This is a genomic window from Corynebacterium sp. KPL2825 (assembly GCF_037908445.1).
Taxonomy (GTDB): domain Bacteria; phylum Actinomycetota; class Actinomycetes; order Mycobacteriales; family Mycobacteriaceae; genus Corynebacterium; species Corynebacterium kefirresidentii.
This window is the reverse complement of sequence record NZ_JBBMGI010000007.1, coordinates 134,637-153,636: the sequence shown is the minus strand read 5'-3', so window position 1 is coordinate 153,636 and position 19,000 is coordinate 134,637. Positions and strand designations below refer to the sequence as shown.

Sequence of the window (19,000 nt, the reverse complement as noted above, 5' to 3'; positions counted from 1 at the left end):
AGCGGGTAGAGGGAGAAGTAAAATCCCTCTACCCCACCTTTGCTTTAAAGCAAGGACGGAACGTTAGCAACCAAGGAGAACAGATCCTTAGGATCGTCCGGGTTGGCAATGATGTCGATCTCAGACTCCAAGTCGGTTCCCTTGACGGAATCACGCAGGTAACGCAGCGCGGAGAAGTCGTTGATTGCGAATCCGACATCATCGAAGAGGGTGATCTGCTCATCGTCATCGCGGCCGGTGGCCTGGCCGGTGAGCACCTGGTAGAACTCGACAACCGGGAAGTCTTCGGGCTTCTGCTGAATTTCGCCCTCGATGCGAGTCTGCTCCGGGAACTCCACGAAGACCTTGGACTTGTCCAGAATGGAGCTTTCCAGCTCGGTCTTACCTGGGCAGTCACCGCCAACAGCGTTGAGGTGGACACCTGGGGCGACGTGGCGCTCGGCCAGAATCTGGTTTTGTGCCTTGTCTGCAGTGCAGGTGGTAATAATGTCTGCGCCAAGAACTGCCTCGTCGACGCTAGAGCAGGCAGTGATATTAAAGCCCAGTGGCTCCAGATTGCGCTTGAACTTCTCTACCGCCTCAGGGTCAATGTCATAAATAGTGATGTCCTCGATGCCCATCACGCCACGGAAGCCCAAGGCCTGGAATTCAGACTGGGATCCGGCACCGACCATGGCCATGCGCTTGGAGTCCTTGCGTGCTAGGTGCTTTGCCACCATGGCGGAGGTTGCGGCAGTACGCAGTGCGGTAAGCAGCGTCATCTCGGCTTCGAAGGTGGGGTAGCCATTGTCGACGTCGGCAAGCACGCCAAAGGCGGTAACGGTCTGGAAACCACGGGCCGGATTGGACGGGTGGCCGTTGACGTACTTGAAGGAGTACTCCTTACCGTTAGAGGTCGGCATGAGCTCGATGACACCGAATGGGGTGTGGGAGGCAACGCGCGGAATCTTGTCAAAGCGCTCCCACTCGCGGTAGTCAGCCTCGAGGTAGTCCACCATTCCGGTAATGATGTTTTCAACGCCCTCGCGCTGAATCCAGCGCGCCATATTTTCTACGTCTACGAACTTAACTGCGTGGTTCATAAAAGTTCCTTTCTATTTCTTTGGGTGAAGGTCTGTTTGCGGTGCGGCCGGGAAGCTGGAGGTTGGCAGATGCTTGGCCTTCCTCTCTTCCGCGATTGTACGAATACGGTCGCGCCATGCGTACCACATTGCCATAAAGATCGGAACGAGGAGCAGGGTCGATGCAAGTGCAAAAGTGCCGATTGGATAATCAAAGGCCATCAAGATAATGACTAGGCCAATGAAGATGAGCACTGCCCAGTCTCCGCCTTCGCCAAACGGCGAGCGGTATCCCGGTCGGGTATAGCTTCCGCTCTTGGCTAGGCGCACAAACTTGAGGTGCGAGAGCGCAACTGCCGCCCAGGACGCCAATGTACCCAAGGCTGCCAGGTTGAGCACGATTTCAAACGCCATCTCCGGCACCACATAGTTGAGGAAGACGCCTACCAAGCCCACCATGGCCGCCATGACGATGCCGCCGTAGGGAACACCAGACTTGGACATGCGAGCGCCAAACTTCGGGCCGGAGCCGGAGGTGGACATGTTGTACATAATGCGGCCGGTGGAATACAGGCCAGCGTTGAGCGAGGAAATCGCAGCGGTGATAACGACAAGCTGGAAAATCGGAGCCGCCGCGCCAACGCCCAGGGACTCAAAGAAGGTCACGAACGGCGAAACATCTGCGACATAGTTAGTGTATGGCAACACCAAGGTCAGCAATAGCACGGAGCCGAAGTAGAAAATCAAGATGCGGAGCAGCACATTGTTGACTGCGCGCGGGATATGCTTTTCTACATTTTTAGTCTCACCGGAGGTGGTTCCAACAAGCTCGATGCCGGCGTAGGCAAAGACGACACCTTGGACAACGATGACGGCAGGCATGAGGCCATTGGGCAGCCAGCCACCGTTATCAGAAATGAGGCTAAAGCCGGTGGGATCGCCGCTCGGGTGGCCAAGAATAAGGACACCGATGGCCACCAACATGAAGATGATCAACGCGACAATTTTGATGAGGGAGAACCAGTACTCCAGCTCGCCGAAGATCTTCACCGAGAGCATGTTGAATACAAGGATGCCGCAGATAACAACGAGGGCCAGTGCCCACTGCGGAACGGCGTCGAGCCACGACGTGTACTGGCTAAACCACTTGATGTAGATAGCTACGGCTGTGCCGTCCGCCACCAAGGTCATCGCCCAGTTTCCCCAGTACAACCAGCCTGTGACAAAAGCGGTCTTCTCACCGTAGAACTCACGGGCATAGGAGACGAAGGAACCGGAGCTGGGGCGATAGACAATGAGCTCGCCAAGAGAACGCAGGATGATATAGCCAAAGAAGCCACAAATAAGGTACAGCACCGCTAGGAACGGTCCGGCGTCTTGCAAGCGGCTACCGGTACCCAAAAGAAGACCGGTACCAATGGCAGAACCGATGGCGATCATCTGGAGCTGGCGATTGCCCATCCCCTTTTGCAGGCCGTGGTCTTCCGAAGCGTAGACCGCCTTCTCGTTCTCGTGCGGCCCCGCTGTGGGCGGCGGCGAATTTACTGTCATGGGAGAGATCGTCCTTTCATTGACAGGAATGCGTCTGTTAGGTCACATTCTCTGCAAGGATAGTACCGCACCATACTGTTACCCACGTCACCGGCACCCCCATTGTGTTCAACAATGCAGTTGGAGAGTTGGAAATAGGGGCCGTTTCCCTACCCCCGCTTCTAGGCATAAAAGAACCGCATGGCCATAGACCATGCGGTTTTCAGGGAAAAGAACTCATTAGCGCAGTGGCGTCTGCGCCCACGTGCGGGCCGCAGCGACCCGTTCCCGTACCTTTTCCCGTTGCTCTGCCACTCGAGCGTCGGCCGTGCCACCCTTGGTGTCACGAGAAGCCACTGCTCCGTCGATGGTGAGCACTTCGCGGACGCCCGGCTTTAGCCGCTTGTCGACGCCCGCTAGGTCCTCGTCGCTGAGGTCGATTAGGTCCACCCCACGTTCCTCAGCAATCCGTACGCAGGCGCCGGAGGCTTCGTGCGCTTCACGGAAAGGAACACCTTGGCGGACCATCCATTCAGCCAAATCGGTAGCCAGCGTAAACCCGCGCGGAGCCAACTCGCGCATGCGGTCCTCATGAAACGTCAGCGTCGATACAAGACCGGTCATCGCCGGTAGCAGCAGGTTAAGCTGTGTCACCGAGTCAACGATTGGCTCCTTGTCTTCCTGCAGGTCACGATTATAGGCCAGCGGCTGAGCCTTTAGCGTGGACAAAAGCCCAGTGAGATTGCCAATAAGGCGGCCAGTCTTGCCGCGGGTAAGTTCCGGCACGTCCGGATTCTTCTTCTGCGGCATGATGGACGAACCCGTCGACCAAGCATCATCAAGCGTGACATAGCCGTATTCCGGTGTGCACCAATAGATGATTTCTTCCGAGAGGCGGGACATATCCACCGCGATCTGCGCCAAAACGAAGGCAGTCTCGGATGCGAAGTCACGAGCCGCAGTGCCGTCCAAGGAGTTTTCAGCAGCGGAGTCGAACCCTAGCTCTTCTGCAATCGCCTCTGGGTCGAGCTGCAAAGATGAACCAGCAAGCGCGCCAGAGCCATAGGGAGACACGGCTAGGCGCTTGTCCAAATCCTGCAGGCGCTCGATATCGCGCAGAAGCGGCTGCGCATGGCCCAAAAGTTCGTGAGCTAGCAGAATTGGTTGCGCGGCTTGCGAGTGAGTCTTGCCCGGCATGATGGCATCGGGATGGGATGCGGCTTGATCGGTCAAGGCATCCACCAAGTCACTCACCTGGGCGGCGGTATCACGTATGGCATCGCGTACCCACATGCGAAACAGCGTCGCTACCTGGTCATTACGCGAGCGGCCAGCACGCAGGCGACCGCCTACTTCCGGCCCGACAATCTCAATGAGCCCGCGTTCCATCGCACCGTGGACGTCCTCATCTGTCGGCGCCGGGCGGAATTCGCCAGAATCCACCTTCTCCCCTAGCTCGGTGAGACCGGCGAGCATGGTTTCCAGGTCGGCGTCGGATAGCAAGCCTGCCTTGTGCAGCACTTTGGCATGCGCCTTGGAGGCTAATACGTCATAAGGCGCGAGGACCCAGTCAAAGTGGGTGGATACAGAGAGGGCAAACATTGCCTCGGAGGGTCCGCCGGAAAAGCGGCCGCCCCACAGGGCACCCTCATTAGTCTTATGTGGTTCCATATGCTTCTACTTCTGGGCGCTGGTCGGGAAACCGCCGTCGCGGTCGCGCTGATTGGAAATTTGGGTAGACAGGCCGTGCAGCTGAACAAAGCCCTTTGCGGCGGTTTGGTCGAAGGAATCGCCGGTGTCATAGGTGGCAAGATCAAAGGAATACAGCGACTGGCCAGAGCGGCGCCCGGTCACCGTGGCGGTGCCGGCGTGCATACTTAGGCGAATATCGCCGGTAACGTTTTCCTGAGATTCCGCAATGAAAGCGTCCAGGGAACGCTTCAGCGGCGAATGCCAGAGGCCGTCGTAGACCTCCTCGGACCAACGAGCATCGGTGAGGCGCTTGTAGCGAGCCAACTCGCGCTCCACAGTGACATCCTCTAGCGCTTCGTGCGCTTGGATAAGGACCATTGCACCCGGAGCTTCGTAGACCTCACGGGACTTAATGCCCACCAAACGGTCCTCGACCATATCTAGGCGACCAATACCCTGTGCACCTGCGCGGCGGTTGACCTCTTCAATGATCTGCAGCGGGGACATCTTTTGGCCATCTACCGCCACGGGGATGCCCTTTTCAAAGGAGAGGATAATTTCATCCGGGGCATTGCCCAGACCCGGATCCTCGGTGTAGGCGTATAGGTCCTTTGTCGGTGGATTCCACAGATCCTCTAGGAATCCAGTTTCGACGGCGCGGCCCCACAAATTCTGGTCGATAGAAAATGGCGAGGAGGCGGACTGCTCAATTGGCAGGTTGATCTCCTCCGCAAAGGCGATGGCCTTATCGCGGGTCCACGCATAATCACGTGCAGGAGCGATAATTTCGAGAGAAGGATCCTGGGCACGGAAAGAAACCTCAAAGCGTACCTGGTCATTGCCCTTACCGGTGCAACCGTGGGAGACGTGGGTGCCGCCAAATTCCTGGGCAGCCTTAACAAGGTGCTTGGTAATGAGCGGACGGGAAATGGCCGATACTAGCGGGTACTGCTTCATATACATGCCGTTTGCCTTAATGGTAGGAACGCAGTATTCCTCTGCGAACTCATCCTTGGCATCGATAACGATGGACTCTACGGCACCGCAGTCAAGTGCACGCTGGCGCACCGATTCCATATCCTCGCCACCTTGACCCAAGTCCAGGGAAACGGCAACAACATCGCCGCCGGTCATTTTTGCCAGATACGGAATAGCAACAGAAGTATCAAGGCCACCGGAGTAGGCCAAGACTACGCGTGCAGACATGGTAAATCTCCTCGATCTATTGGAAACAATTCATTTAAGTACATAATATACGACGGTGGTAAGAATTTCCACTCCCACCGTCTAAAGATTCCGCGTGGTAAGCGTCACGGCCAAATCTGCGCCTGTGACACCCTCGCGCGCCAAGACGAAAATGGTGTCATCACCGGCGATACAACCAATGACATCGTGCAGCCCTACCCTGTCAATAAAACTAGCCATGTACTGGGCCGCGCCAGCTGGCGTGCGCAGCATCGCAATATTGCCGGAAGAATCATGGGATACCACCAATTCATCGAGCATGCGTCGCAGCTTTTCGCGGGGCCCGCCCACCTGATCTTCAAATTGCTCCAGCTCACCGCCGACCATGTAAAAGGAACGGCCGCCATCACGCTTTACCTTCTTCGCTCCCAACTCATCCAAGTCACGGGACAAAGTAGCCTGCGTGATGTCAATGCCGTCTGCGAGAAGCAGCTCGGATAGCTGCACCTGGCTGGTGACGCGATTGCGGTCCAAAATCTCTAGAATCTTGGCCTGCCGAGCATTGCGGGTGGTCGGGGTGTTCATTACTTAGTTGATCTCCTTATTTATTTCGAGCAACCAGACGAGAAGCGCCTTCTGCGCATGCAGGCGATTTTCCGCTTCATCGAAGACTCGCGACTGCGGACCATCGATCACCTCAGTCGTGACCTCGTTTCCACGGTACGCCGGCAAACAATGTAAGAATATTGCATCCTTATGTGCTTTGCTCATTATGGTCGAATCAACCTGATAGGGCAGGAACGGCGTGCGCCTATCACGACCATCATTTTCCTGTCCCATAGAAACCCAGGTATCCGTAATCACGACGTCTGCGCCTTCTACTTCATTGGCATCATCAGTAATGGTGATATTGCCCCGCTGACGCGCGCGGTCGACGAATTCCTGGCGAGGCTGAAATCCCTCTGGCGCAATGATGGAGACGTCCATACCGGCCGTGGCAAAACCGATCATGTAGGAGTTGGCCATATTATTATCGCCATCGCCCAGGTAGACGGCCTTTTTACCCGGCAGATCACCTAGATTCTCGCGACAGGTCAGCAAATCAGCCAGGATCTGGCACGGATGTAGGTCATCAGAAAGTGCATTAATCAAAGGTACGGTAGCAGTCTCGGCCATCTGGAGCAGATTGTCGTGCGCAAACGTACGCCACACAATGGCCTCCACGTACCTTGAAAGCACCGCCGCCGTATCTTGAAAAGATTCCCCCTTGCCCATTTGGGTTGTAGAAGTATCGACGGTAATACCCCTGCCGCCCATATTCGCTACCGCGGTTTCAAAGGAAAAGCGGGTGCGCGTAGACGTTTTATCAAAGAGAACCGCCACGGTCTTGGGGCCTTCTAAGGGGCGCTCTGCAAAGGGCTCCTTCTTTAGCTTTTCAGCTAAATCTAAAACCGTCGCTTGTTCTTGTGGGCTGAGATCATCGTCAGCTAGGAAGTGCCGCAGGCTCATGCCAGTTCCTCCAATATGGTTCCGAGAGTTGATAGTGCTGTGTCGAGTTCATGCTGGGAAATGACCAAAGGTGGGGTTAGTCGAAGAACATTCTCGTTGGGAGCGTTGAGAATAAGCCCGTGTTCGAGCCCGTCCCGCACGGCCTGCTTAGCCACCGGTGCGCTTAATACAAGGCCCAGCATAAGACCTCGGCCGCGCACGCGATCTACAATTGAATACTTTTCACATTCCTGCCGCACATGGTCCCCCTTGCGGGTCACCCCTGCGAGAAATTCGGCATTTACGGTGTCAAGAACAACATTTGCCGCGGCGCACGCCACGGGGTTCCCGCCAAAGGTAGTGCCATGAGAGCCAGGCCCAAAAAGACCCTTGGCACGCCCTCGGGTAATCGTTGCGCCGATGGGTAGTCCGGCACCTAAGCCTTTCGCCATAGTGATAACGTCCGGTTGAATTCCTTCTACCTCGTGGGCAAAGAAGGTCCCGGTACGGCCTACGCCTGTTTGTACCTCGTCAACGATTAATAGGACTCCGTATTCATCGCACAGCTCGCTGACCTTTTTCATGAACCCCGCAGGGGCCGGAATGACGCCAGTTTCTCCCTGAATAGGTTCCAGGATTATGGCCGCAGTGTCCTGGGGATCTTGTTCCACCAGCTGACGCAGATACTCCACATCCCCGAACGGATAGAACTCCACTCCTCCCGGCAATGGGCGGAAAGAGCGCTGTTTATCGGGCTGACCGGTCAAGGCCAGCGCCCCCATGGTTCGTCCATGAAAGCCGTGCTCGGCAGCGAGGATTCGCCGGCGCCCGGTCAGGCGAGCAAGCTTAAATGCAGCCTCATTGGCTTCGGCGCCAGAGTTACAGAAGAACACTCGGGCGCTATCGTCTCCCACGCGCTCAATCAGCTTCGCTCCCGCATCCAGCACTGGCTGAGTGGCGAAGAGGTTCGAGGTATGCGCCAAAGTGCGCGCCTGGTGGGATACCGCCTGTGCTACGTGCTCATTGCCGTATCCCAAGGAATTAACCGCAATGCCTGCTAGTAGATCAATATAAGACTTACCTTGCTCATCGTTAAGCGTTGCCCCTTGGCCGGAGACGAGACCTATAGACGGTATGCCATAGGTATCAACGACCGTCTCCGACCACCGCTGTGTCAAGCTCTGTGGCTTATTCATGCTGCATCATCCTTCCTGAAGATGGTCCCTTCGGGGTAGTCGTGTTGCTTATAATCATCTGGCAACACCATGGTTCCGACGCCACCCGGAGTTAAAAGCTCTAGGAGCACCGAGTGGCCAATCCGGCCGTCGATAACGTGCGCGGCCGATACCCCGCCCTCTACTGCCTTGAGGCAAGATTCCATCTTGGGAATCATCCCAGAGTCCAGTCGGGGAAGAAGCCTGGAAAGTTGACCACGTTCGATCTTGGACACGAGGGATTCGCGGTTTGGCCAGTCAGTGTATAGGCCTTCCACATTGGTGAGAATGACCAAACGCTCTGCCCCGATTGCGCTAGCCAAAGCCCCAGCCGCGCTATCGGCATTGATGTTATAAATTGCGCCATCCTCTCCCGGTGCGATGGTCGAGACCACTGGGATGCGCCCAGCGTCGATAATGTCCATCACGGCCGTGGGATTGACCTCTACAATGTCTCCGACCATCCCGATATCGGTAGGTTTTCCATCGACTTCCACCAACCTTTTGGTGGCCCGGAATAGTCCCGCGTCTTCGCCAGAGGTCCCCACCGCATATGGGCCGTGCGAATTGATGAGGTTGACTAACCCGCGACCTACCTGCCCAAAAAGCACCATGCGAACTACTTCCATGATCTCCGGAGAGGTCACGCGAAAGCCGCCTCGAAACTCCCCTTCTATACCAAGCTTGTGGAGCATGGAATTGATCTGTGGGCCACCACCATGCACCACCACCGGCTTAACGCCCACGGTGCGCAAAAAGACCATGTCCGCGGCAAAGGCAGCTTTAAGTTCTTCGTCCACCATGGCGTTGCCGCCGTATTTCACCACTACGATGGTGTCCCGATAATGTTGAAGCCACGGGAGGGCATCCGCTAGGACGGTGGCGCGCTCTTGATCACTAAGCCCACTAAACATTTTCATCTCCTCCCTAGGAGCTATACGCCGAATTGATTTCCACGTAGGCGTGAGAGAGATCCGTGGTCCGCACGAACGCAGACCCAGTACCTCCCGTTCCAAGGTCCACGCAGACATCGATATCAGTTCCGCTCAGGTCCACCTCGCGCGCGCCGGGTACACCCGTCGAGGCGCGACACACCGGCTGGCCATTGAAATAGACCGAGATATTTTCCGGGTCCATTTCTGCATCTGCCATTCCCACCGCCGCAAGGACGCGGCCCCAGTTCGGATCAGAGCCGAACATGGCGCACTTGAACAGGTTGTCGCGGCCCAAGGTGCGCGCGGCGTTGAGGGCCTGGCAGTCGGTGGCAGTGCCTTCCACAGTGATCTTGACGCGCTTGGTTACACCTTCTGCATCTGCTTGCAATTGGTCCGCAATGTCTGAGCAAACCGCCAGCACCGCCGTTTCAAGCTCTTCTTGGCTGGGCGAAACACCCGAGGCCCCGGAGGCCATGAGGATCACCGTGTCATTAGTAGAGGTTGATCCATCGACGTCGAGAGTGTTGAAGGTCTGCGACACGGCCTTGTCCAGGGCGCCCTGGAGGGCAGCGGCGCTTGCGGCGGCGTCGGTAGTAAGGCACACCAACATCGTCGCCAGCGAGGGGGCCATCATGCCCACCCCCTTGCCCATGGCCCCAACGGACCAGCCGGCCCCAACATAGTCGGCTTCCTTAGTTACGGTATCGGTGGTCAAAATAGCCTCGGCCGCTGCGTGAGCATGGTCTGCGCTGCCGCCTAGGGCCTTCGCCACAGCGCCTGCACCAGCCAACGCTTTTTCCATAGGCAAAGGCTCGCCTATAAGCCCGGTCGAACAGGCGGCAATATTTCCTTCTGGAAGGGCCAAAGAGTGGGCAACCTCGGCTACCAGCGCGGAGACATCCGCATCACCCCGCGGGCCATTGCACGCATTGGCGTTTCCAGAGTTAAAGACAATAGCGGCAAGCTGGCCATCGGCCACCGCCTTGCGGGAGAGTTTCACCGGCGAGGCCACAACACGATTACGGGTAAATACCGCCGCCGCATCATAGCGTGGTCCATCATTGACAACTAATGCCATATCGGGTTTGCCTGAGGGTTTAATCCCCGCTGTGGTGGCGCCAGCGCTAAAGCCGGCCGGGCCAGTAATTCCTGCTGCAGTCATAATTTTCTCCTAGTTTTTATGGGGCCACGGCCGCTTGCGGTAAGCCCAAGGTTTCATCCCAGCCGAGTATTAGGTTCATACATTGCACGGCGGCGCCGGCTGTTCCTTTGCACAGGTTGTCCAGTGCTGCGGTAACCACGAGGCGTCGGGCGCGTTCATCCACATGGGCTTGGAGGTGAACCATATTGGTACCTACAACGTTTTGGGTCTCGGGCTGCTGACCGGCGGGAAGCACGTGACAGAAGGGCTCTTGGGCATAAAACTCACCGAATGCAGTCTCTACTTCCCGCTTGCCGACGTCCTCTTTCATCCCCGCCGTTATGGTCGCCAAGATGCCTCGGGTTAAGGGAGCTAGAACCGGGGTGAAGCTGACGTCAATTTTTTCCTGCGCAAACGGCTGCAGATTTTGCACGATTTCCGGGGTATGTCGGTGCATGCCGCCGGGCTTATATGCCTTCAGGTTTCCCATGGTTTCCGCGCCGAGTTGTGCCACGGAGGCCTTCTTCCCGGCTCCGGAAACACCGGTAATAGCAATCACCGAGAGGCTCGGCTTAATGAGTTCGTGGGCAACTGCCGGCAAACCTGCGAGGGTTACTGCCGTGGGAAAACACCCCGGCACAGCTACCCGGTTGGCATGGCGCAGCACTTCCCTATTGCCTGGAATCTCGGGAATTCCATAAGGCCAATGCCCGGCGTACTCTCCGCCATAAAAGGCGTCCCAGTCCGTCTTATTGCGAAGGCGAAAATCGGCCGCACAATCGATCACCGTGGTCTGCGGCCCCACGTGCTGAGCAATCGCCGCAGAATGACCGTGTGGAAGGCCCAAAAATACAATGTCGTGCCCGCGAAGATTTTCAGCGGTCGTGCCCACAATGGCACGGTCTGCCAGCTGCGGGAGGTGCGGCATAAGCTCAGCGACCTTCTTCCCTGCGGTGGAATAGGCAGTTAGCGCCCCAATGCGTAGTTCGCCGCCAAGATACGCCGAGTGCGACAGCAGAAGGCGAAGGATTTCGCTTCCCGCGTACCCAGTCGCACCTGCTATTGCTACTGAAATCGTCATAGAAGGGACTATAGCAATAAATACACCCAACCGTATGTTATTCAGTCAGATTGTCCGATTCCGCAGGTAAATGGACGTCGAGTAATGAAAATAATGTATGAAAAAAGGGGGCGGTGAGTTAAATCTCACCGTCCCCTGAGCAGGGTTTAACTACGCGCGCATTTCTGCGCCCAAGCGCTGCTTAGCCAATTCCGCCGCCGCCATGCGGTGCTCGTTGACTTCGTCATCCGTCAACGTGCGGTCCGCGGCACGGAATAGAAGCTGGAAGGCCAAGGACTTCTTGCCATCTCCTAGCTGCTCACCACGGAAAATATCGAAGAGTTCGACGGACTCGATGAGCTCTCCTGCTCCCTCTTCCACGATGGCGCGCACACGCTCGGCGGGTACGTCTTCATCCACTACCAAGGCAATGTCTTGGTGCAATGCGGGGAAGGAGGACAACACCGGTGCGGGGAACTTTTCTTCCAACGGCATGGCGCTAATGTCCAGCTCCATTGCGCACGTACGCGCAGGTAGGTTCAGGGCCTCCAAGACCTGCGGGTGCAGCTCACCAGCATGGCCCAGTACAACGTCGGTGCCAGCCACCTTCACGGCCGCACAGCGGCCAGGATGCCACGGCAGAACCTGTGCTGCCTCCAGCTCAATATCCACACCAGCGGCGCGAGCGACCTGACGGGCGGATTCGATAGCATCGGCATAGGTATATGCACGGCCCTCGCCCCACGGGCCTTCATGTTCAATATTGCCCGTAGCCACCGTAGCAACGTGAAGCGGCTGATCAGGCAGGGTATCAAGGAGCTGAGAAACCACCTCTGCAGAAGGTCGCTGTTCTACGGAAGGCATAGGGGATGCCTCGGCGCGCTTGAACGCCACCTGCTGCAGCCCGTACAGGGCGAGGTCGCTGCGGCCACGAGCCACATTGCGGGCGACGGCCTCCAACATGTTCGGCAGCAGCGTCGTAGACAAGATGGCCTTATCCGCCTCAAGCGGATTTTGCACTTCTACGGTACGTCGGCGAGCATCATCCTTGTCGAGGCCCCATACATCAAACGTATTATTAGCCACGAACGGTGCAGGCAATACCTCGGCATAGCCGGCATAGGCAAGACCATGCCCGATAGCCCGACGACGCTTCTGCGCAGGGGTTAGCCCGCGGCCACCGGCCGGGGTAGGCAGCACGGCCGGAATATCCTCCAAGCCCTCAAGGCGCAGAATCTCCTCGACGAGGTCAACATCCATTGCAATATCAGTGCGCCAGGTTGCTGGTGTTACCTGCAGTTGCTCACCTTCATCCGCGACGGTGCAGCCGACTTCTTCAAGACGGGAAATAACGGTCTCACGGGAGTAGTCAACGCCGGCATACTCACTGGCCTTTGCGGTGCGCAGAGCAATGGGCTCGCGCTTGGCGACGCCCCCGATAAGCGTACGACCCTTTTCAATGGTGCCGCCTGCTAGCTGCTGGAGCAGCGCACATGCGGTGTCTAGGGCGACCTCTACGATCGCCGGATCTACGCCGCGCTCAAAACGGCGAGAGGATTCGGAAGACAGCTTATGGCGACGAGAGGTACGCGCGACGGTAATCGGGTCCCAAATAGCAGATTCGAAGACAACGTCTGTGGTTTCCGCCGAGATTTCAGAGGTAGTCCCGCCCATCACGCCGGCCAAGGACTGGATGCCATTGTCATCACAGATGACCACGTCTTCTGCAGAAAGTTCCCGCTTTAGATGATCCAGAGTCTCAAACTTCTCCCCCTCCGCTGCGTTACGGACAACGAGGTTCCCCTGTATCACGTTGGCGTCAAAGGCATGCATTGGTGCGCCCAAAAGCAGCATCACATAGTTAGTAATGTCCGTAGGCAAATTCACGCTGCGTTGGCCGCAGAGCATTAGCTCGCGCTCCAGCCAAAACGGGGTGCGTGCCTGCGGGTCGATGCCGCTGACCTTGCGGAGGCCAAAGCGCTGTGCCTTGGTTTCGGGGGCCACAGTGACGTCGATAAGCGAGCCCTGCGCCTCCGGCACAGCGGAGGTATCTATGCCAGCCGCGGAAGGATCCTGGGCAATATCGGCAAACTCCAGATCAAAAGCGGAGGCAATCTCGCGGCTCAAACCGCGTGCGGAAAGTGCATAACCACGATCTGGGGTGATGTTTACGTCAAAGTCGGTATCGTGCAAGCCGATAATCGGGCGCGCATCCTCGCCCACCTTATCGGCGACTTCTTCGCCTAAGACGATGATGCCGTTGGCTTGCGCGCCCAAGCCGAGTTCAGCGCCGGAGCACATCATGCCATTAGAAATGTGATCGTAGGTCTCGCGTGCCGCGATCTTGAAGCCACCAGGAAGCTCCGAGCCGGGAAGCGCAACGACAACATAGTCATTCAGGCGAAAATTGCGAGCGCCACAAATGATGCCTTGCAGTTCGCCCGTGCCATTAGCCTGGCCTACATTCACCTGGCAGTAGCGAATGGGCTTTTTAAACTGAGTGAGCTCCTCAATCTCTACGACCTGGCCAATAACCAGAGGCCCCGTGCTCTCTGGAACAGCGGCGTATCCCTCGGTCTCAAAACCTACGCGCACGAATCCGGAATCCATATCGGCAGCGGAAACGCTCCAACCGGGGTTCTTAGCACCGAGGATGCGGGTAACCCAGTCTTGGGAAATAAGCATTAGTGTGTCTATCCTTTCTGGGTTTAGGCCTGTACGCCGAACGGTAGAGTAAAGCGAACATCGCCTTCGACCATATCGCGCATATCGGTCAATCCATTGCGGAACTGCAGCGTGCGCTCGAGGCCCATGCCAAAGGCAAAGCCCGTGTATTCCTCTGGGTCAACACCTACGGCGCGCAGCACATTGGGATTCACCATGCCGCAGCCGCCCCACTCGATCCAACCGGCGCCGCCCTTCTTATTAGGGAACCACACATCAACCTCGGCAGAGGGCTCAGTAAATGGGAAGTAGTTCACGCGCATACGCGTAGTAGTTTCCGGCCCAAAGAGTACTTTGGCCAAGTGCTCTAGTGTGCCGCGCAGGTGAGCCATGGTCAGGCCTTTATCAACGGCCAATCCTTCTATCTGGTGGAAAACCGGGGTATGGGTGGCATCCAGCTCATCTGTGCGGAATACGCGCCCCGGGCAGGCAATATAAAGCGGCACGTCGCGCTCCAACATGGTGCGCACCTGTACCGGGGAGGTATGGGTACGCAGCACTTGCCTAGAACCCTCGCCCGAGACGTGGAACGTATCCTGCAAGGTACGTGCTGGGTGGTCCGGCTTGAAGTTCAGAGCATCGAAGTTAAAGTACTCTGCCTCGATTTCTGGGCCGTCCGCAATTTCCCATCCCATGCCGACGAAAATATCAGCGATGCGCTCAGACAACGCGGTAATCGGGTGAAGGGCACCGGTCTGGGTGCGGGTGGTAGGAATCGTGACATCTACGGTCTCGGCTCGCAACTGCTCCTCGCGAGCTTGCTGTTCCAAGACATCCTTAACCTGAGCAAAGCGCTTTTCCATCTTGCCGCGGGCCATGTTGACGGCCTTGCCGGCGCTTTTGCGCTGGTCCTTGGGCAGCTGCCCCAGCGATTGGCGAGCCTGCGGAATATAGCCGCCGTCTCCTAGGTGTTCACGGCGGGCAGCAGCCAACTCATCTAGTGTTTCGGCTGCGTCGAAGGCTGCGATAGCCTTATCGGCCGCGGCCCCAAGAGCCTCTTCGGTCAATTCGATCTGCGGTGTATCGGACACGTATTTCGTACCTTCTTCTCGCGCGAAAACTAACGCGTGCAATCTTACTCTGTTGCGGCTAGCGCGACCGCGCCAGGGACCCCCTTTTCATACGGGTCACACTAGTTATCCGCTTGCGCCTTAGCCGACTCATAAAGGCAAATGCTTGCGGCAGTTGCGAGGTTAAGAGATTCTGCGCGTCCACGCAGTGGAATCCGCACCCGCATGTCTGCTTCCTCCAGAAGCTCGCCGAGCCCGTGTGCCTCATTGCCAAATAGCCACGCTGTTGGCTGAGACAGGTCTGCCTCCGCTAGGTCCACTTCACCGTCGGCAGCAGTTGCCACAATCTGCATGCCCGACTTACGCAGCTGACCCAGCACGTCTTTAATATTGGGGTCCCGCGCTACAGGTACGTGAAAAAGCGAGCCGGCCGAAGCGCGCGATACCTTGCAGCTCAGGGGATCAACGGTCTCACCTGCGAAGATGACACCATCGGCGCCCATTGCATCCGAGGTTCTAATCAAGGTGCCGGCATTGCCCGGCTCAGAAGTGAGCACGGGAACGGAAACGAGGCTTGGTTTGCCGTTCAGAATTTTGCCCGCGGACCAGAGCACCGGCTTGCAAAGCGCAAAGAGTCCCGTAGTCGTGGCTGTATCGGAAAGGTGCTTAGCCGCCTTATCGGTGATGGGATGGACGTACACTCCCATGTAGCCGCACGCAGTGATGATGTCACCAAAACGCTCTGCCGCCTTCTCAGTAACAAAAACGTCGACTGCAGCACCGGTAGATACCGCCGCGTCTACCGCATTTTCTCCCTCAATGAGGAATTGCTTCGCCTTCTTCCGGTTAGCCGCACGATGCAGCTTAGCTGCGTTAACAATGCGCGGAGTGCGTTCAGTAAAGGCAGAGTCAAAATCCAAATTCATGGCTACTACCCTACCTGCCAATTCTCTCTTCTCAGACTCGCCCCTGAGTCCCTTATAACACCGAAAAATCCTGCTGCCGCACGGCAACAGGATCGTATAGGCGAGTTCTACTTAGCGAGCGGGACGCCGCGGGCGTCCTTGTCGTAATCACCGGCACCGGCGATGATCATGATGAACTCAATAAACACCCAAAGACCGAGGATGGCCCAGAAGGCGAATCCGAGCAAGAACCAGAAGGTAGCCCAGCCCAAGATATTGAGCACCAACTGTGACACGCCGAAAGTCGTACGGCCAGTGTAGAAGTTGTGTGCACCGAACCAGCCTAAGAAAAAGCACAATAGCAAGGTGGCGATCCACGACTTCTGCTGGCCCTGAGCCACATACTGTTGCTGCACCGGGTAAGCACCCATGTTGGGTTGCGGTGCATAGCCTTGGCCATACTGCGGCTGGTAGTTAGCTTGCTGGTTATAAGGGTTGTACTGCTGACCCTGGTTATTGTAATCAGACGGTCCAGAGTACTCGCCATTATCAGGTTGGTAGTCTCCGTTTGGATTCGTCATAGGAAATGTTCTCCTGGGTCTCGGCTTTCACGGGGTCTGGATTAAATCTAGCATGTGAGGCCGAGCACCCTAGTTAAACAAAGGTAACGAAAACCAAAATGCCCGCATCCCCCGGTTAACAAGGCCGGAGAATGCGGGCACGAAAGCTCTAATGATTAGGCAGCCTTAGGAGCGTTTACGTCCTCAGGCAGAGCAGCCTTGGCAGCCTCGCACAGTGCGGAGAATGCCTCGAAGTCATTAACAGCAAGCTCAGCGAGGATCTTGCGGTCAACCTCGATCTCAGCCAGGCGCAGTCCGTGGATGAGGCGGTTGTAGGTGATGTCGTTCATGCGGGCAGCAGCGTTGATGCGCTGGATCCACAGCTTACGGAACTCAGACTTACGGGCGCGACGATCGCGGTAAGCGTAAGTCATGGAGTGCAGCCACTGCTCCTTCGCCTTACGGTACAGGCGGGAACGCTGGCCGCGGTAGCCCTTAGCGGACTTCAGAATCGCGCGACGTTTCTTCTTGGCGTTAACTGAGCGCTTTACTCGTGCCACAGTGATACTTCCTTAATTCAGATTGTGATGGCGGATGTGGGTTGATTCGGCGCTACTAAGCGCGGCCGAGCAGACGCTTTACGCGCTTGGTGTCAGGCTTTGCGACTGCCTCGGTGCCCTTCAGGCGGCGGGTACGCTTGGACGGCTTGCCTTCCAGCAGGTGGCGGCGGCCAGCCTGCTCACGGCGCAGCTTGCCGGAACCGGTCACCTTGATACGCTTTGCGGTGCCCTTGTGGGTCTTCTGCTTCATGAGTATTAAGTCCTTAAATCCTACGTGGAATCTGGTCTACTTCTTGCCCTTGCGAACCGGACCCAAGACCATGGTCATATTGCGACCATCCTGCTTGGGGCGCGACTCAACGACGCCAACTTCGGCAACGTCATCAGCCAAACGCTCCAAGAGGCGGAAACCGAGCTCCGGACGCGACTGCTCACGACCACGGAACATGATGGTCACCTTGACCTTGGATCCCTTCTCGAGGAAGCGGACTACGTTACCCTTTTTGGTCTCATAATCGTGATCATCGATCTTCGGACGGAACTTCTGTTCCTTCACCACGGTTTGCTGCTGGTTCTTACGGGCCTCGCGAGCCTTCTGAGCCTGCTCGTACTTGAACTTGCCGTAGTCCATGATCTTGGCCACTGGGGGCTTTGCCTTCGGAGCTACCTCGACTAGGTCAAGGTCAGCCTCGTATGCAAGCTTGCGAGCATCATCGGTACGGACGATGCCCACCTGTTCACCACCGGGGCCTACCAAACGGACCTCGGGTACTCGGATACGCTCATTGATGCGAGCTTCAGCGCTGATTGTGGTTCTCCTCGATTAGGGGGTGTATGAGTAAGTAGTTCACCTACCGGGACCACAAACGAAGCAAACCCGGTCTGCCATAGACAGCCGGGAGTTCTCACAGTGCCAAGCGTGAATGCTTGGTTACCTTTACCTTTATCCTACGAAGCGTGTTCGTGGCATCGGGTGGGAGAAACTCCGCTTGTGACCCACGAACCTCGACAAGGCGTCATGGGCGGTAGTGCCTTTGACAATAGCAGCTCCTTCCACTCCTACCAAATTGCTACGCTCCTAGCGGGTTTTACAATGGGTGACTGCTTTAATGTCCCCTGCATCTACCCCAGTATCCACGATGTCTACCAGCTGATGGGCGAGGTACTTAACCGCTGGTTCGGCATCGGCGTAGTCCTCTCCGTCCATCACCACAGATAGCGCTACTCCCACGCGCTTTCCATCCACCTCATGAACTCCGAATTGACGGTAGGTGTACTCGTTTTCTTCCTCGTCCAAGCCCCAACCGCTTTTCGCACGGGTTCGCGGCTGCGCAGACAGGCCTACCCTTTGCCAAGACACAATGTCTTTGAGTACCTTGTGGACGTAGTCCGCTTCTGGAATGCACGGCAGTTCAGCGCCAAATACTGCTTGGTCCTTTAACGGCCACGTGGAATAGCCAAAAGCGGAGTCGTGAATATCTGCGTGTGATCCGTAGTCGTCGAGTAAAGCTTTGACCGCATTTTCTGCCGAACCCTCGCGCCATTGCACCTGCGACCACAAGGCAAAAGCGGCATCATTATCAGATTCCTTAATAGCCAAGTCCACCAAGCTTTTATCCGCACCGTCTTTAAGCGCCGCAATGGCGATGGGCACCTTGATGGTGGACCACACTGGCCCCTCGCCTTTATCGCCCGACGCAAAAGTGTCTTCACCTGCGGAAATGGCGACCCCTACCTTTGCATGATACTTCTTTGCGGTTTTGTCCACCGCACGGTCAAGCTGAGCACGCACCTCAGCTGGATCCGGCACCGCAGAGGTAGTCGTTGACACTGGGGCATCTTCTATCTTGGGGTCGCTAGAGCAGGCACTCATGGTACACAGACCGAGAGCTGCGAGCAGGCTAACTACAAGGCGGATATTTTTCACGCTTTGCC

Annotated in this window: 18 protein-coding genes; all 18 read right to left on the bottom strand. The window is 56.8% G+C overall.

Going from position 1 to position 19,000, the window contains the following annotated elements:
* Positions 1-44: 44 nt before the first annotated feature.
* The gene (locus WMQ00_RS07380) at positions 45-1,082 is read right to left on the bottom strand and encodes an ornithine cyclodeaminase (protein WP_005323253.1); all 1,038 of its coding nucleotides are present in this window, start codon (positions 1,080-1,082) and stop codon (positions 45-47) included.
* A 12-nt stretch (positions 1,083-1,094) separates the two neighbouring features.
* On the bottom strand, positions 1,095-2,612 hold the full coding sequence (locus tag WMQ00_RS07375; RefSeq protein WP_023021628.1) for an amino acid permease: 1,518 nt from the start codon (positions 2,610-2,612) through the stop codon (positions 1,095-1,097).
* Positions 2,613-2,831: 219 nt separating this feature from the next.
* Positions 2,832-4,262, bottom strand: a complete 1,431-nt coding sequence (argH, locus tag WMQ00_RS07370) for an argininosuccinate lyase (RefSeq protein ID WP_340440840.1) — start codon at positions 4,260-4,262, stop codon at positions 2,832-2,834.
* Positions 4,263-4,268: 6 nt separating this feature from the next.
* Positions 4,269-5,489, bottom strand: coding sequence for an argininosuccinate synthase (locus WMQ00_RS07365; RefSeq protein WP_340440839.1), 1,221 nt, complete (start codon positions 5,487-5,489; stop codon positions 4,269-4,271).
* An 81-nt stretch (positions 5,490-5,570) separates the two neighbouring features.
* The gene (locus WMQ00_RS07360; RefSeq protein WP_340440838.1) at positions 5,571-6,053 is read right to left on the bottom strand and encodes an arginine repressor; all 483 of its coding nucleotides are present in this window, start codon (positions 6,051-6,053) and stop codon (positions 5,571-5,573) included.
* A 3-nt stretch (positions 6,054-6,056) separates the two neighbouring features.
* A complete protein-coding gene (gene argF / locus WMQ00_RS07355) occupies positions 6,057-6,977 on the bottom strand; it encodes an ornithine carbamoyltransferase (protein ID WP_316328569.1) in 921 nt (306 codons plus the stop codon).
* Positions 6,974-8,152 carry an acetylornithine transaminase gene (locus WMQ00_RS07350; RefSeq protein ID WP_340440837.1) on the bottom strand — a complete coding sequence of 393 codons (1,179 nt, stop codon included), beginning with the start codon at positions 8,150-8,152 and terminating at the stop codon, positions 6,974-6,976. The genes argF and WMQ00_RS07350 overlap by 4 nt, the downstream gene beginning before the upstream one ends.
* On the bottom strand, positions 8,149-9,084 hold the full coding sequence (gene argB / locus WMQ00_RS07345; protein WP_340440836.1) for an acetylglutamate kinase: 936 nt from the start codon (positions 9,082-9,084) through the stop codon (positions 8,149-8,151). Before argB ends, WMQ00_RS07350 begins: the two co-directional genes overlap by 4 nt.
* Positions 9,085-9,097: 13 nt before the next feature.
* On the bottom strand, positions 9,098-10,267 hold the full coding sequence (argJ, locus tag WMQ00_RS07340) for a bifunctional glutamate N-acetyltransferase/amino-acid acetyltransferase ArgJ (RefSeq protein ID WP_340440835.1): 1,170 nt from the start codon (positions 10,265-10,267) through the stop codon (positions 9,098-9,100).
* A gap of 16 nt (positions 10,268-10,283) precedes the next feature.
* Positions 10,284-11,327 carry an N-acetyl-gamma-glutamyl-phosphate reductase gene (gene argC / locus WMQ00_RS07335; RefSeq protein WP_340440834.1) on the bottom strand — a complete coding sequence of 348 codons (1,044 nt, stop codon included), beginning with the start codon at positions 11,325-11,327 and terminating at the stop codon, positions 10,284-10,286.
* A 150-nt stretch (positions 11,328-11,477) separates the two neighbouring features.
* Positions 11,478-13,991, bottom strand: a complete 2,514-nt coding sequence (gene pheT, locus WMQ00_RS07330) for a phenylalanine--tRNA ligase subunit beta (protein WP_340440833.1) — start codon at positions 13,989-13,991, stop codon at positions 11,478-11,480.
* A gap of 23 nt (positions 13,992-14,014) precedes the next feature.
* Complete coding sequence (gene pheS / locus WMQ00_RS07325; protein WP_340440832.1) at positions 14,015-15,061, bottom strand: phenylalanine--tRNA ligase subunit alpha; 1,047 nt, start codon at positions 15,059-15,061, stop codon at positions 14,015-14,017.
* A gap of 101 nt (positions 15,062-15,162) precedes the next feature.
* The gene (locus tag WMQ00_RS07320; protein ID WP_340440831.1) at positions 15,163-15,966 is read right to left on the bottom strand and encodes a TrmH family RNA methyltransferase; all 804 of its coding nucleotides are present in this window, start codon (positions 15,964-15,966) and stop codon (positions 15,163-15,165) included.
* A gap of 107 nt (positions 15,967-16,073) precedes the next feature.
* Positions 16,074-16,526, bottom strand: a complete 453-nt coding sequence (locus WMQ00_RS07315; RefSeq protein ID WP_340440830.1) for a TM2 domain-containing protein — start codon at positions 16,524-16,526, stop codon at positions 16,074-16,076.
* Positions 16,527-16,681: 155 nt separating this feature from the next.
* Positions 16,682-17,065, bottom strand: a complete 384-nt coding sequence (rplT, locus tag WMQ00_RS07310) for a 50S ribosomal protein L20 (RefSeq protein WP_005323264.1) — start codon at positions 17,063-17,065, stop codon at positions 16,682-16,684.
* Positions 17,066-17,120: 55 nt separating this feature from the next.
* Positions 17,121-17,315 carry a 50S ribosomal protein L35 gene (gene rpmI / locus WMQ00_RS07305; protein WP_023021641.1) on the bottom strand — a complete coding sequence of 65 codons (195 nt, stop codon included), beginning with the start codon at positions 17,313-17,315 and terminating at the stop codon, positions 17,121-17,123.
* Between the two features lie 36 nt (positions 17,316-17,351).
* On the bottom strand, positions 17,352-17,873 hold the full coding sequence (gene infC, locus WMQ00_RS07300; RefSeq protein WP_080970442.1) for a translation initiation factor IF-3: 522 nt from the start codon (positions 17,871-17,873) through the stop codon (positions 17,352-17,354).
* 270 nt (positions 17,874-18,143) lie between these two features.
* Positions 18,144-18,992: a hypothetical protein gene (locus WMQ00_RS07295; RefSeq protein ID WP_234288097.1), complete on the bottom strand. Its 849-nt coding sequence runs from the start codon at positions 18,990-18,992 to the stop codon at positions 18,144-18,146.
* Positions 18,993-19,000: the final 8 nt, after the last annotated feature.

Excerpts from the sequence above, each read along its gene's own strand:
- argH (WP_340440840.1), bottom strand. The coding sequence starts at position 4,262 with ATGGAACCACATAAGACTAATGAGGGTGCCCTGTGGGGCGGCCGCTTT.
- WMQ00_RS07375 (WP_023021628.1), bottom strand. The coding sequence starts at position 2,612 with ATGACAGTAAATTCGCCGCCGCCCACAGCGGGGCCGCACGAGAACGAG.
- WMQ00_RS07365 (WP_340440839.1), bottom strand. The coding sequence starts at position 5,489 with ATGTCTGCACGCGTAGTCTTGGCCTACTCCGGTGGCCTTGATACTTCT.
- argC (WP_340440834.1), bottom strand. The coding sequence starts at position 11,327 with ATGACGATTTCAGTAGCAATAGCAGGTGCGACTGGGTACGCGGGAAGC.
- argJ (WP_340440835.1), bottom strand. The coding sequence starts at position 10,267 with ATGACTGCAGCAGGAATTACTGGCCCGGCCGGCTTTAGCGCTGGCGCC.
- WMQ00_RS07360 (WP_340440838.1), bottom strand. The coding sequence starts at position 6,053 with ATGAACACCCCGACCACCCGCAATGCTCGGCAGGCCAAGATTCTAGAG.
- WMQ00_RS07320 (WP_340440831.1), bottom strand. The coding sequence starts at position 15,966 with ATGAATTTGGATTTTGACTCTGCCTTTACTGAACGCACTCCGCGCATT.
- argB (WP_340440836.1), bottom strand. The coding sequence starts at position 9,084 with ATGTTTAGTGGGCTTAGTGATCAAGAGCGCGCCACCGTCCTAGCGGAT.
- pheT (WP_340440833.1), bottom strand. The coding sequence starts at position 13,991 with ATGCTTATTTCCCAAGACTGGGTTACCCGCATCCTCGGTGCTAAGAAC.
- WMQ00_RS07315 (WP_340440830.1), bottom strand. The coding sequence starts at position 16,526 with ATGACGAATCCAAACGGAGACTACCAACCTGATAATGGCGAGTACTCT.
- argF (WP_316328569.1), bottom strand. The coding sequence starts at position 6,977 with ATGAGCCTGCGGCACTTCCTAGCTGACGATGATCTCAGCCCACAAGAA.
- WMQ00_RS07350 (WP_340440837.1), bottom strand. The coding sequence starts at position 8,152 with ATGAATAAGCCACAGAGCTTGACACAGCGGTGGTCGGAGACGGTCGTT.
- rpmI (WP_023021641.1), bottom strand. The coding sequence starts at position 17,315 with ATGAAGCAGAAGACCCACAAGGGCACCGCAAAGCGTATCAAGGTGACC.
- WMQ00_RS07380 (WP_005323253.1), bottom strand. The coding sequence starts at position 1,082 with ATGAACCACGCAGTTAAGTTCGTAGACGTAGAAAATATGGCGCGCTGG.